The 14,211-nt window shown below is 55.4% G+C and carries 12 protein-coding genes; 8 read left to right on the top strand and 4 right to left on the bottom strand.

Annotated features, from left to right (window positions below; all coding sequences use genetic code 11):
- Positions 1–41 precede the first annotated feature (41 nt).
- The gene (locus HFD94_RS17315; RefSeq protein WP_033759068.1) at positions 42–857 is read left to right on the top strand and encodes a TIM barrel protein; all 816 of its coding nucleotides are present in this window, start codon (positions 42–44) and stop codon (positions 855–857) included.
- Positions 858–941: 84 nt separating this feature from the next.
- Here HFD94_RS17315 and HFD94_RS17320 read toward each other — a convergent pair whose 3' ends face one another.
- Complete coding sequence (locus tag HFD94_RS17320) at positions 942–2,165, bottom strand: MFS transporter (protein ID WP_033773075.1); 1,224 nt, start codon at positions 2,163–2,165, stop codon at positions 942–944.
- 300 nt (positions 2,166–2,465) lie between these two features.
- Here HFD94_RS17320 and HFD94_RS17325 point away from each other — a divergent pair, with 300 nt between their 5' ends.
- Positions 2,466–3,521, top strand: coding sequence for an AI-2E family transporter (locus HFD94_RS17325; RefSeq protein ID WP_010253354.1), 1,056 nt, complete (start codon positions 2,466–2,468; stop codon positions 3,519–3,521).
- On the opposite strand, the gene HFD94_RS17330 is transcribed toward HFD94_RS17325, so the two are convergent.
- A complete protein-coding gene (locus HFD94_RS17330) occupies positions 3,510–4,193 on the bottom strand; it encodes a FadR/GntR family transcriptional regulator (protein ID WP_010253357.1) in 684 nt (227 codons plus the stop codon). The two genes, HFD94_RS17325 and HFD94_RS17330, sit on opposite strands and share 12 nt — an antisense overlap.
- A 149-nt stretch (positions 4,194–4,342) precedes the next feature.
- On the opposite strand from HFD94_RS17330, the gene uxuA reads away from it, so the two are divergent.
- From uxuA to HFD94_RS17355, 5 genes are all read left to right on the top strand, one after another.
- A complete protein-coding gene (gene uxuA / locus HFD94_RS17335; protein ID WP_159227128.1) occupies positions 4,343–5,527 on the top strand; it encodes a mannonate dehydratase in 1,185 nt (394 codons plus the stop codon).
- Positions 5,528–5,814: 287 nt separating this feature from the next.
- Positions 5,815–7,422 (top strand): EAL domain-containing protein, encoded by a 1,608-nt coding sequence (locus tag HFD94_RS17340; RefSeq protein ID WP_167433316.1) that lies wholly within the window; start codon positions 5,815–5,817, stop codon positions 7,420–7,422.
- A gap of 424 nt (positions 7,423–7,846) precedes the next feature.
- Entirely contained in the window at positions 7,847–9,352 is a 1,506-nt protein-coding gene (gene proP / locus HFD94_RS17345; RefSeq protein ID WP_010253365.1) for a glycine betaine/L-proline transporter ProP, read from the top strand.
- Between the two features lie 127 nt (positions 9,353–9,479).
- Entirely contained in the window at positions 9,480–10,457 is a 978-nt protein-coding gene (gene hemB / locus HFD94_RS17350) for a porphobilinogen synthase (RefSeq protein WP_010671515.1), read from the top strand.
- Between the two features lie 103 nt (positions 10,458–10,560).
- Positions 10,561–11,529, top strand: coding sequence for a diguanylate cyclase (locus HFD94_RS17355; RefSeq protein WP_010253370.1), 969 nt, complete (start codon positions 10,561–10,563; stop codon positions 11,527–11,529).
- A 26-nt stretch (positions 11,530–11,555) separates the two neighbouring features.
- Here the strand turns inward: HFD94_RS17355 and HFD94_RS17360 are convergent, their stop codons facing one another.
- On the bottom strand, positions 11,556–12,578 hold the full coding sequence (locus tag HFD94_RS17360) for an alpha/beta fold hydrolase (protein ID WP_010253371.1): 1,023 nt from the start codon (positions 12,576–12,578) through the stop codon (positions 11,556–11,558).
- Positions 12,579–12,922: 344 nt separating this feature from the next.
- On the opposite strand from HFD94_RS17360, the gene HFD94_RS17365 reads away from it, so the two are divergent.
- Positions 12,923–13,423: a helix-turn-helix domain-containing protein gene (locus tag HFD94_RS17365; RefSeq protein ID WP_167433317.1), complete on the top strand. Its 501-nt coding sequence runs from the start codon at positions 12,923–12,925 to the stop codon at positions 13,421–13,423.
- Here the strand turns inward: HFD94_RS17365 and HFD94_RS17370 are convergent, their stop codons facing one another.
- A complete protein-coding gene (locus tag HFD94_RS17370) occupies positions 13,424–14,083 on the bottom strand; it encodes an epoxyqueuosine reductase QueH (protein ID WP_022623997.1) in 660 nt (219 codons plus the stop codon).
- Positions 14,084–14,211: the final 128 nt, after the last annotated feature.

Raw genomic sequence — 14,211 nt, forward strand, 5'->3', positions numbered from 1 at the left:
TTCTCTTTGGTCGCATCATCCTCCTGTCCCGGAGTCAGCGCATGGCCATCGATCCAACCCGTTTCTGTATCAACCGCAAAATTGCGCCCCGGCTCTCGCTGGAGGCATTTTTTCAGCTGGTTCAGCGCCTGGGGCTGAGCAAGGTTGAACTGCGTAATGACATGCCGGGCGGCAGCGTCACTGACGATCTCAGCACCGATCAGCTGCGCGCTCTGACCGACAGGTATCATATTGATATCATCACCATTAATGCGCTCTATCCGTTTAACCGCATTGATGACGCGCTACTGGCCCGGGCCGAAGCACTGTTACAGACAGCACAACAGATTGGTGCAAAGGCGCTGGTCATGTGTCCGCTGAATGAGGGGATAGCCGTGTCACCTCAGCAAACCCAGGCGGCGATGCAGCAGCTGGCCCCGCGCTTTGCCCACTATGGCATTCAGGGGCTGGTGGAGCCGCTGGGTTTTCCGGTCAGCTCGCTGCGTTCGGCGGTACAAGCGCAGCAATTGATCGCCGCGGCGGACGTGCCCTTTAAGTTATTGCTGGATACCTTTCACCATCATCTCTATGAGCAGGCTGAGCAGGAGTTTCCAGCCGGCATTGATGTTAACCAGATCGGTCTGGTGCACCTTTCGGGCGTGGAAGATCGCCGTCCGACCGCCGAACTGACCGATGAAGAACGCATCATGCTGAGTGATAACGATGTACTGAAGAGCGTGGTGCAGGTGAAGCGGCTGGAGATGCTTGGCTATAAGGGCGTTTATGCCTTTGAGCCTTTCTCCAGTCAGCTCAGCAACTGGACCCCTGCGGAGGTTGAACGCCAGATCCGCAACAGTATTGAACTGCTGCAAGCCTGAATCCTGTTCTGCGCTTTGCGCGCACCATTAATCGGTTTATCTGTGTCTGAAAAGACGTTCTGGCCCGCTGCTGGGCCATTTTTTTTATCCTGAAGAATCGTCTGCTGCCGGCAACACCGCCTGACGCCGCTGCATGCGCAGCGTGCAGAAAAAAGCGACGCAGACCAGCAGCGCCGTGAGCAGGTAGACGCGTGAGACACCCGCATAAGTCATGATGAATCCGGCAAGTGGCCCGGTTATCCCCAGCGACAGATCCATAAAGGCGGTGTAGGTCGCCAGCGCGCTGCCCTGATTCTGCTGCGGCACCACTTTTACCGCCACCACGCCCAGCGCCGGGAATACCAGCGAGAACCCGGCACCGGTCAGAAATGCGCCCGCTTTTGCCATCCAGGGATCACCCGCTGCGGCCACCAGAAACAGTCCGGCGGCTTCAACCGCCAGACAGATGCTTGCGACCCGCAGACCGCCGTGGCGGTTAATCGCATTCGGGAACAGCAGGCGCGCGCCGACGAAAGCGCCGCTGAACAGGGAGAGCGCAAAGGCGGCCCCTTCCCAGCCTTTATCCTGATAGAACAGGGTAATAAAGGTGGCGATGACACCGAAACCCGCCGAACCCATCGCCAGAATCGCACCAAAACCGGCGATTTTCCCCAGCACCGCACGAAACGGCAGGGGTCTGGCCCGGCTGGCTTTTACGGCCGGACGCGGCACCGCGCAGACGATGCCTACCACGCAGATAGCAACAATGACCAGCGACAGCCACAGCAGGCCACCCGCCCGGAATATCACCACGCCGAGCGGCGCACCAATCGCCATCGCGCCATAAGTGACAATGCCGTTCCAGGAGATAACCCGGCCAATGTGCAGCGAACCCACCCGCGCCACACCCCACAACGAGGTGCCGGTGCCGGTAAAACTCTGACCCACGCCCAGAATCAAGCGGCCCACGCAGAGTAGCGTCAGGCTTAACAGCGGTGATTCGATGAGCGCCGCCAGCAAAATACACAACCCGCTGATCAGACAGCCCACCAGGCCGGTCACCACCACTTTCTTTGGCCCCCAGAGATCGGCATAGCGTCCGGCGTGTGGGCGGCTCAGCAGCGTCGCCACATATTGCAGGCTGATCACCAGGCCCGCCCAGAATGCGCTGAAGCCCAGCTGGTCATGCACCCATCCTGGCAATACCGCCAGCGGCAGACCGATAGTGAGATAGCTGGCAAAGTTGTAGGCCACGATAGAGAGGATCAGCAGAGAGATGTTCAGGTTTCCGGATGGGGTGTTCGGTTCCGCGGCAGGTTGTTCAGGCATGAGTCCTCGCGCTCGTATTTGGCTGAATGATAAGGTTTATCCTTTAACTATACCCGCTTTCACCACTGGTGCCTCTTAATGACACGGTTATCGGGCGGCTGCCCCTGCCCGCACGTGCAGCAGAAAGCCGGGTAAAAACCGGCACAATGGGGAGTTGCTGCTCTGCCGCGATAGCTGAGTGCTGTGGCGCTGATTACATCATCCACCTGCCACCACGCTTTACCGTTTCTCTGATAAATCAGATTGTTAATTTTGTTTCAGCTACACTTTCAACAGCCAAATTACGTTATGAGAGAGAGAATGAGCGAGCTGCAACGGGAAAAGATCGGACAAAATATTCTGATAAAACTGGCGATGCTGGTCATTATCCTCGCCGGGGTTCGGGCAGCGTCCGATATTCTGGTTCCGCTGCTGCTGGCGGCGTTCTTTGCCATTGTGCTGAATCCACTGGTGACGATGCTGATGCGGCGTGGCTTCCGCCGTGGACTGGCGATTGGGCTGGTGATCACGGTGATCTTCTGCGCACTCGTGCTGCTGGGTGCCATTATTGCCAGCTCAATGAGCGAGTTTTCCGATCTCTATCCGCAACTGCGCGCCACCATGGAGCAGAAAATGACGGTGCTGCAACATCTGGCGGCGGGCTTTCATCTTAATATTTCAACCGATGCGCTGGTACAGCGTTTCGATCCTAATACCATGATGAACCTGGCTACCGTGGCACTGAGCGGCTTTTCCGGCGCGATGACCAATACCGTGCTGCTGGTGCTGACCGTGGTCTTTATGCTGTTTGAGGTCCATCACCTGCCCTATAAAATGCGCAACGCGCTGGTGAATCCGAAAATTCGCATCGCCGGATTGCATAAAGCGCTGAAAGGCGTCACGCACTATCTGGCGCTGAAAACCCTGGTGAGTCTGATAACCGGCATCGCAGTCTGGCTGAGTCTCTATCTGCTGGATGTGAAGTTTGCGCTGTTATGGGGTGTCGTGGCGTTTATCCTCAACTTTATTCCCAATATCGGCCCGATTATCGCCGGTATCCCGCCCTTCCTGCAGGCGTTGTTACTGAACAGCCTGTTTGATGCGGCGATGGTGGCGGCGCTGTTTACCGCGATTCATATGGTGTTTGGCAATATGCTGGAGCCGCGCCTGATGGGGCGCGGTCTTGGCTTATCGACACTGGTGGTGTTTCTGTCGCTGGTGTTCTGGGGCTGGCTGCTCGGTCCGGTCGGCATGCTGCTCTCGGTACCGCTCACCAGCATTACTAAAATTCTGATGGAAACCACGCCAGGCGGCAGCCGTCTGGCGATTATGCTGGGCACCGGACGACCTAAGCGGGCACGGGCATTAACCAAGTAGCCGCTGCTGCACGTGCTGGAGATGGCTCTCCATCGCCTGACGGGCTGCTGCTTCATCGCCCGCCACAATCGCATTGGCGATCTGCTGATGGTCAGCGTTCATCTCCTGCGCGAAGCTGTTATCGGCATAATGGCGCTCCAGTCGCTGCACATGCGGGCTGTGGCGCCGGTTCCATAACTGCTCCAGCAGGTCGCGTAATACATCATTGCCGCTCATCTCACTGATCAGCAGATGGAAGCGCTTGTCCTGCTCCAGAAAGGCCGCGTCGTTTTCATTGTACTGCTGCAGTTCAGCGGTCAGCGCCAGCAGTGCTGCCCGCTGAACGGTAGTGCCGTTACGTGCGGCAAATCCTGCCAGCATCCCTTCAAAGGCTTCACGCGCCTGCAACAGATCCTGCAGACTGCAGGTTTCGCTCTCCTGCGGAACCGCAGCCTGCGGCAACGGCTGGGCGACGTAAACGCCGTTGCCCGTGCGGATATCGACCCAGCCGGTCATCTCCAGCGCAATCAATGCTTCACGCACTGATGAACGACTGACACCCAGCTGTTTTGCCAGCTCACGCTCCGGTGGCAGTAAACCACCTGCCACAAAGTCACCGCGCGTGATACCGGCCATGATGACGTTGGCGATCTGACGGTACAGGCGCTCGGTTTTTATTACTGGCAGCGTCATCACCCTCTCCTCTGATTGCACGTAAAAGCGATCTCTTCACCGATGCAGTTTGTCATGCTGCGATCCGGATCACGGCCCTGTTTTGTCCACTATCATACTCTTGGCCCAGCGGCCTGACCACTGGGCCACATCACAGTTGAGGAGTAAAAATGGAACATACATGGCGATGGTACGGCCCCAACGACCCGGTCTCACTGGATGATGCGCGTCAGGCGGGCGCGACCGGCATTGTGACGGCGCTGCACCATATCCCTAACGGCGAGGTATGGCCGGTTGAGGAGATTAAAGCGCGTCAGGCACTGCTGGCGGAAAAAGGTCTGGTCTGGTCGGTGGTAGAGAGCATCCCGGTCCATGAGGCGATTAAAACCCAGTGTGGTGACTACCTTCGCTATATCGCTAATTATCAGCAGTCGATACGCAATCTGGCCGCCTGCGGCATTGATACCGTCTGCTACAACTTCATGCCGGTGCTGGACTGGACGCGAACCGACCTCGCCTGGACGCTGCCGGATGGCGCAAAAGCGCTGCGCTTCGACGCCGACGCTTTTGCGGCCTTCGAGCTTTATCTGTTGCAGCGTCCGGGGGCGGAGCAGGATTACAGCGCTGCCGAGCAGCAGGCCGCCGCTCAGCGCTTTGCCGCCATGAGCGCAGAAGAGAAAAGCACCCTGGTGCGCAATATTATCGCCGGTCTGCCAGGCGCCGAAGAGGGTTACACCCTGGAGCAGTTTCAGGCGCAGCTGACGCAGTATGACGGCATCGACAAAGCGAAACTGCGCGAGCATATGGCGACCTTCCTGCGCGCCATCGTGCCGGTTGCGGAGGAAACGGGCGTTAAACTGGCGGTGCATCCGGATGACCCACCACGTCCTATTCTGGGCCTGCCACGCATTATTTCTACCCAGGAAGATATGCAGTGGCTGAAAGAAACCGTGGACAGCCTGCACAACGGTTTCTGTTTCTGTACCGGCTCCTATGGCGTGCGTGCCGACAACGCGCTGGTTGAGATGGCGGAAACCTATGCCGACCGCATTAACTTTATCCATCTGCGCGCCACAAAACGCGAGGCAAACCCGGCCAGCTTCCATGAAGCGGCGCATCTGGCGGGCGACGTCGATATGGTCGGCGTGATCAAGGTTATTCTGGCGGAAGAGCAGCGCCGCCGTCGGGCGGGCAACCTGCGGGCGATTCCCATGCGTCCCGATCACGGCCATCAGATGCTGGACGACCTGCATAAGCGCACCAATCCCGGTTATTCCGCCATTGGCCGCCTGAAAGGCCTTGCCGAACTGCGCGGCGTTGAAGTAGCGCTGAAACAGATCTATTTTGCCGATTAAGTAAAACGTCCTGCCCTGCGCCCGCCCTGTGACGGGCCAGGGTCTCTCCTGGCCACTGCGGCGGATCGGCCTTTTACCCTGCCTGCCTCCCGTTTTCACCTGATTGTTTTGCTGCATCGCAACGAAAACCAAACAACCTGTCAAAAAATGCAATGTCTGGTCGATAATTGACCTTAGTCAGTTCTCCTGATCGCAAAAACGCTAATCTGCACCGCCCGGAGAGATGCTATGCTGCGCCACTGATCAGCACCTCCGCATAACACCAATAATACTCAGAGGATTCAGCGGTGCCGCTACTGAAACGAAAACGCGACTACGCCAGGCTGGTGATTATTATTTCCGGCGTGCTGCCTCTGATTATTGGCATTTTTTTCACCGCCCTGGATGCGCGCCACACCGTGTATCAGCAGCAGGTCACCGCGGCGAATACGCTGTTATCTCAGGCTGAAAGAATGAGCGACAGCGCCTGGGATATGATTACCGTGCTGCGCCAGTTTCATCATCAGCCCTGCAGCCAGATTGAAAACCAGTTGCAGCGCATTGGCTCGCTAAATCCCTATTTTCGTGCGATCGGTAAAATGGAGCAGGATCACATCGCCTGCTCGTCGGTGTATGGTTCACGCCCAGGCCTGCTGAAAGAGATGATCATGCGCGACGCGCCGGTTACCGGAAAAGCCTGGTGGAGTCTGTCCATTGCCGGGACATCGGGCGTACCGAATCGTCCGGCCGTGATTTTTATGCGCGATTTGCCCGATGGCGAGGGATTCTGGGCAGTAATTGATGGCCAGTATCTGATCGATTTTATGCGCGCGATCAGCAGCAGCCATCTCTATCATTTCAGCATGACGTTCAGCGGCGGCGCGCCGATCTCGTTTGGCGATCCACACATCGCCGCGTCCAGCTGGTTTGAACCCATGATTTACCAGGCTATCTCCCATCGCTATCCGCTCTCTGTCACCCTCATTGCCTCACCCTCTGAACTGATCTCGGCCTGGCGTCAGGTGATGTTTATCATCATGCCGATGGCCGCTATCTTCTCTATTCTGCTGATGATGCTGATGGCGAACTGGCTGAAACGGCGTATTTCATGGCGCGATGAGATTCGCCGGGCCATCACCAGCGGCCAGTTCAGAGCGCACTATCAGCCGGTCTATGACAACCGGCTGCACCGCTGCAGCGGCGCTGAAGCCCTGCTGCGCTGGACAACGCCCGACGGGAAAGGCGTGCGGCCAGATATTTTTATCGGCGCAGCAGAAGCGGAAGGCATGATTGTGCCGCTGACCCGCCATCTGCTCGATTTAATTGCAGAGGATGTGCAGGCGTGGCAGGTTGAGCCCCATTTCCACCTGGCCATTAACGTGGCGGCGGATCATCTGCAGCATCCTGACTTTGTCGACGATATGCTGCAGTTTGCCGAACGGATCAAAGATAAGCAGTTCCTGATTACCCTGGAGCTGACCGAACGCAGCCTGATCAAAGATGGCGCTGAGGTGGCACGCAAGCTGGAGCAGTTACGTGGTTGCGGAATGAAGGTCGCGATTGATGATTTTGGGACCGGTCACTGTTCGCTGAGCTATTTACAGACCTTCACGATAGATTATCTGAAAATCGATCGCGGCTTTATCAACGCGATTGAATCCCTGGAGGGCAGAACGCCGGTGCTGGACGCCATTATCCAGCTCAGCCATGAGCTTGAGCTGGAAGTGCTGGGAGAAGGCGTTGAGACCGCGTTACAGTTCAGCTATCTGCAACGGCGCGGCGTGGTCTTTATCCAGGGCTATTATTATGCCCGCCCGATGGACAACACGGCGCTGGTTGCCTGGCTGACCGATCGGGGCGAACAGCCGATTGAACGGGAGCTGGCTCTTCAGACCCGGCAGGAACCCGACGTCTGAACCAGAGCAGATGGCAGCTGAACCGCCAGTCGAGCCACACTCACTCATCTTTCTGCTCTCCGCCCTGTGATGCAAAGCGGATAACCGCTTCCGGTGCCAGCATGCCTCGTAACTTCCCTCTCTTTGACCCTGTTTTGCTGAAAAAAACGGCGGTCGTCACGCTCAGTGATAATTTTTTTGCGGTTGCAAACAGCTCTATTTGTTGTAAAAACAGGCCGGATGTAGCCCAAACATGACAGATATCACACAAAAACGGTATACTCTGTCGCTGTTCGCAATAATCACAACAGTAATTATTGTGTCTGCCGGCGCATAAACAGTGCTTATTTACGGCTATGCTTAAATTTCTCAACGCAGCGGTCTGAACGACTCACACCCGGCTCGCGCCGTTGAGGACTTTCGTGTTCCAATACAGGGTAATTCTATGAAATTGCGTAGGAAGCGTGTAAAACCAATTGGGATCGATGATGTGACTATCATCGATGATACCCGTTTACGTAAAGCCATCACCGCGGCCTCTCTGGGCAACGCGATGGAGTGGTTCGACTTCGGTGTTTACGGCTTTGTGGCCTATGCGCTGGGTAAGGTCTTTTTCCCGGACGTTTCACCGGGCGTTCAGATGATTGCGGCGCTCGCCACTTTCTCTGTTCCTTTCCTGATTCGCCCGCTGGGTGGACTGTTCTTCGGTATGCTGGGCGACAAATATGGTCGTCAGAAAATCCTCTCCATCACCATCATCATCATGTCGGTCAGTACCTTCTGTATCGGCCTGATACCGTCCTACGCCTCCATCGGCATCTGGGCTCCTATTCTGCTGCTGTTAGCGAAGATGGCTCAGGGCTTCTCGGTGGGCGGTGAATATACCGGTGCCTCAATCTTTGTGGCCGAATATTCGCCTGACCGTAAACGCGGCTTTATGGGAAGCTGGCTCGACTTTGGTTCGATTGCGGGCTTCGTGCTCGGTGCGGGCCTGGTGGTGCTGATTTCCTCCATTATCGGAGAAGAGAGTTTCCTTGAGTGGGGCTGGCGTCTGCCGTTCTTCGTCGCGCTGCCGCTGGGAATTATCGGTCTTTACCTGCGTCATGCGCTGGAAGAGACCCCGGCATTCCAGCAGCACGTAGACAAACTGGAACAGGGCGACCGCGAAGGCCTGCAGGATGGTCCACAGGTATCGTTTAAAGAGATTGCGACCAAACACTGGCGTAGCCTGCTCTCCTGTGTCGGTCTGGTTATCGCCACTAACGTCACCTACTACATGTTGCTGACGTACATGCCGAGCTACCTGTCACATAACCTGCACTACAGCGAAGACCACGGTGTGATGATTATCATCGCCATCATGATCGGTATGCTGTTTGTCCAGCCAATGATCGGCATGATGAGTGACCGTTTCGGCCGTCGTCCGTTTGTCATCATCGGCAGTATCGCCCTGATGATCTTCGCGATTCCTGCCTTTATGATGATCAACAGTGGCGTACTGGGACTGATTTTTGGTGGTCTGCTGCTGCTGGCGGTAATCCTCAACGCCTTTACTGGCGTGATGGCCTCTTCACTGCCTGCGATGTTCCCGACGCACATCCGCTACAGTGCGCTGGCGAGTGCGTTTAACATCTCGGTACTGGTTGCCGGTCTGACGCCAACGCTGGCTGCCTGGCTGGTAGAAACGACCAATAACCTCTACATGCCAGCCTACTATCTGATGGTGGTGGCAGTGATTGGTCTGATTACCGGTCTGTACATGAAAGAAACTGCCAATAAGCCCCTGAAAGGGGCAACACCGGCGGCTTCTGATATGGAAGAAGCGCGCGAAATCCTGCAGGAACATCACGATAACATCGAGCACAAAATCGAAGATATCGACGAAGAGATCTCCCGTCTGGAAGCGAAACGTAAAAACCTGGTGCAGCAGCATCCGGATATCAACGAGTAATCGTTCTGCTCTCCCGCCGCCCGGCGGGAGAGTTCTTTTCCCCCTCTCTTACCGCACACAAACCTTCATCCCTCGCGGGCAAAGGGAGTAAACTGTTGTCACTTTTTTCACCTGCGTAAGAATGAAAATGTCTGATTATTCCCTTATCCAGCGCCCAAGAAGATTGCGCGCCAGCGCCTCAATGCGTGAAATGTTCCAGGAGTCCTCACTGAGCCTGAACGATCTGGCTCTGCCCATCTTTGTTGAAGAAGAAGTCGACGATTACAAAGCGATTCAGGCGATGCCTGGCGTGATGCGTATTCCGGAAAAACGTCTCGCCTATGAAATTGAGCGCATCGCCAAAGCGGGTATCCGCTCGGTGATGACCTTCGGTATTTCGCACCACACCGATGCCACCGGCAGCGATGCCTGGAACGAGAACGGTCTGGTGGCACGTATGTCCCGCATCTGCAAAGATACCGTGCCAGAAATGATCGTGATGTCTGACACCTGCTTCTGTGAATACACCAGCCACGGCCACTGTGGCGTGTTGTGTGATCACGGCGTCGATAACGATGCAACCCTGGAAAACCTGGGTAAGCAGGCCGTCGTTGCCGCCGCAGCCGGTGCGGATTTCATCGCCCCGTCAGCGGCGATGGATGGTCAGGTTGAGGCGATTCGCCGGGCACTGGACGCCGCGGGCTTCACTCAGACCGCCATCATGTCCTACTCCACCAAATTCGCCTCCTCGTTTTACGGCCCGTTCCGTGAAGCGGCCGGAACGGCGCTGAAAGGCGACCGTAAAACCTACCAGATGAACCCGATGAACCGCCGTGAAGCGATCCGTGAATCGCTGCTCGACGCGGCGCAGGGCGCGGATTCACTGATGGTGAAACCGGCAGGTGCTTATCTGGATATCCTGCGCGATATCCGTGAACGTACCGAATTGCCGCTGGCGGCTTATCAGGTGAGTGGTGAATACGCGATGATCAAATTCGCCGCTCAGGCTGGTGCCATTGATGAACGCAATGTGGTGCTGGAAAGCCTGGGTGCGATTAAACGCGCCGGTGCAGACCTGATTTTCAGCTATTTCGCCCTTGATCTCGCCGAACAAAAAGTGCTCTGATCCCCTCCTTATAAAGAGCGTGATGGCTATGTCACGCTCTTCTTCTTCGCCGTAAGGCAAACACCAGAACCTGGCTTGAGCTAAAAAAATAAAGGGCTCTGTGATGAAAGCACCTGAAATCGCTGCCGACGAGGCACAACGTTTATCGCAGTTGCGTGCGCTGAACATAATGAACACACCAGCGGAAGAACGATTTGATCGTTTAACCCGTCTGGCGCGCCGCCTGTATGACGTTCCTATCGCGTTAGTCAGCCTGCTGGAAGCTGACCATCAGTGGTTTAAATCCGCTCAGGGATATGAACCCGCAGGATCTCCCCGCGACATCTCGTTTTGCGGCCATGCCATCCTGCAGGATGAGATTATGATCGTTGAAGATGCCGCAGAAGATGAACGTTTTTATGATAATCCGCTGGTTACCGGCGAACCGCACATCCGCTTTTATGCCGGCTGTCCGCTGCGGGCACCGGGCGGCGCTAAAATGGGTACCCTCTGTATCATTGGTCGTGAACCGCGTCAGTTTAATGAAGAGGATCAGGCCACGATGCGCGACCTGGCCGCCATGGCCGAAGCGGAACTGGTCGCCTTTCAGACTGCCACCTGTGATGAACTGACGCAGATCACCAATCGTCGCGGCTTTATGACGCTGGGACAGATGGTGCTGAACGAGTGCCGGCTGAAAAACCGGCCCGCCTGCCTGACCTTTCTCGATCTCGACAAATTTAAGCAGATTAATGACACGCTGGGCCACCGTGAAGGCGACCGCGCGCTGATGGACTTTGCCGATGCGATGAAAGTGGTGTTCAAGCATTCGGATCTGTTTGCCCGTCTTGGCGGCGATGAGTTTGTGGTGCTGTTTAATGGTCTGCAGCAGCAGCAGAGCGAAGCGCTGCTCCTGCAGTTTGACCGTTATCTGCAACAGCAATCAGTCAGTCTGAACCGCCGTTACCGCCTGCAATTCTCGTCCGGCGTCGTGGAGTTTGACGCGGCGCATCCGCAATCGCTGGAGCAGTTGCTGCACGACAGCGATGAGCAGATGTACCTCAGTAAAAAGCAGAAACGCGTGGCGATCTAAGGTCAGGCGCCGCAGCGCCTGACGGTTCAGGGACGCGCCAGATCGTCGAGCAGCGTCTGGTTAAATTTTGCCGGTTCTTCCATTTGCGGCGCGTGTCCCATACCGGGGAATTCGATTAAGCGCGCCCCCGGAATGCGTTTTGCGACCTCTTTCCCCAGTACCGCGTAATCACCCAGCCGGGCTTTCACCTCTGCCGGGGCGATATCACTGCCGATGGCAGTCGTGTCTGAGGTGCCGATCATCAGCGTGGTGGGCACTTTCAGATCGCCGAATTCATAAAATACGGGCTGCGTGAAGATCATGTCGTAGATTAAGGCGGAGTTCCACGCCACCTTCTGGTGGCCCGGCCCACTGTTGAGTCCGGCCAGCATATCAACCCACTTGTCATATTCGGGTTTCCAGCGACCGACATAGTAGGTCTGCTGCTCATACTTCTTAATGCCCTCTGCGCTGAGTTTGAGTTCGCGCTGATACCACTGATCTACGGATCGCCACGGTGCGCCTTTGGCTTTCCAGTCCTCCAGCCCGATCGGGTTAACCAGCACCAGCTTCTGTGTCTGTTCCGGGTACATCAGCGCATAACGTGTTGCCAGCATCCCGCCAGTGGAGTGACCCATAATCACCGCCTTCTTCACACCCAGCCGGGTGAGCAACTGATGGGTGTTATCTGCCAGCTGCTGAAAACTGTACTGGTAACTGGCTGGCTTAGTGGAGCTGCAGAAGCCAATCTGGTCGGGCGCGATAACGCGATATCCCTGCTGACTGAGTGCCCGAATGGTCTCTTCCCAGGTCGCGCCACAGAAGTTTTTACCGTGCATCAGCACCACGGTTTCGCCGTTGGCCCGTTGCGCCGGTTTCACATCCATATAGCCCATACTCAGCGATTGCTGCTGGGATTTAAAATCAAAATGCTGCAGCGGATAGGGGTATTGAAATCCTTCCAGCTGTTCGCCATACACACCAGCGGCACTGGCCGGTGCATGAGCAAATAACGCCAGCGAGGTGAGCAAGGCGGCAAGCGGTTTTTTCAGCGCGTATGTCGGGCTCATCCGGGGGGTTCTCCAGGTTAAAGGTGAGCCGTAAGCCTGGCATGTCGCAGCCAAAAATCTATTGATGTGCCGTGCTATAGCCGTGATTACAGAGATTCCGGCAAGGTAAACCGTGAGTCTGGCTGCGGACTCACGGCTCGTTTTGATTATTGTCCCGCGGAATCACTTATTCATTCACCTACAATTACCAACAGATTAATCACAATTCATCTTTTTTATTAATAACACCCCCTCAAATGAATATCTTCAGAGATAACGATTAAAATCCTGAAAAATCTTTACGCAAAGAATAAGCACATTAAGATAAATATTTTAGAATCTTCTTAAATCAAACAGGGGGTTCTATGAACGAAAATAAATATAACGAAAGCGTGATCGTCTCTATCACTGAGTGGATTAATAATAATCTGGATCAGCGTTTAAGCGTTGATGATATTGCAGAAAAAGCGGGTTACTCTAAGTGGTATTTACAGAAACTTTTTGCCCGTTATCATAATGAAACCCTGGCGCGATATATTCGTAAGAAAAAGCTTAACGCCAGTGTTCATGATTTAAAAAACAGCCGCACGCCCATCATCAGCCTGGCGCTGAAATACCATTTTGAAAGCCAGCAATCCTTTACCCGATCTTTTAAGCAGATTATGGGTTGCACGCCGAGCGTCTGCCGTAAACGTCTGATGAAGGACGAGGCAAAGGAGCAGCTGGCCGACGTTGATGATCCCTGTGCGCTGTGCAGTTACGGTCGGGCGGAAAGCATAAAGCAGAGCTGTGGCGTAACAGTCCGGCCTGTTACGCGCTCAACGCGCGGATATGCGCCGGCAGACGCTTTCCGCGATCCAGGTTAATCAGGATTCATCCGGCTGATAATATTGCACACCAATCTGAATACGCTCACGTCCCTGGGTGACGCGATGACGATTGGTGTCGCGCAGTGAATAGACACAGCCACAATATTCCTGCTGATAGAAACTCTCGCGCTTGCTGATTTCAATCATGCGCGACGACCCGCCGCCTTTACGCCAGTTAAAATCCCAGTACATCAGATCCGGATACGCCGCCGCTGCGCGGACTCCGCAGCTGTTAATCTGCTTCATATCTTTCCAGCGCGAAATACCCAGGCAACTGGTCATCACCGGAAAGCCGTTCTCATGGGCATAGAGTGCCGTACGTTCAAAGCGCATATCAAAGCACATGGTGCAGCGTTCACCCCGTTCCGGTGACCACTCCAGGCCGCGCGCCCGCTCAAACCAGTTATCCCGGTCATAGTCCGCATCAATAAACGGCACACCAAATTTTTCGGCAAAGCGAATATTCTCCTCTTTACGCAGCTCATACTCTTTGAGCGGATGAATATTCGGGTTGTAGAAATAGATCGTGTATTCAATGCCGGATGCCAGCATCGCTTCCATCACCTCACCCGAGCAGGGTGCGCAACAGGAGTGCAGCAGGACTTTTTTATGGCCGCCCGGCAGAGGCAGCGGCTGACGCTGGAAAGGTTCAGACATAAGCACCTTCAATCAATAGCAGTAAAGCGGCAGTGTAATGCCGCAGGCGGGTAGTTGCAAAACCTGACCTGACGCGCCCTGTTTTGCGTAATCGTGCCCCGGCCGCAGTTTCCCTCTCCTGAACCAAC

This window comes from Pantoea sp. EKM20T, assembly GCF_011800485.1.
Lineage (GTDB): Bacteria > Pseudomonadota > Gammaproteobacteria > Enterobacterales > Enterobacteriaceae > Pantoea > Pantoea agglomerans.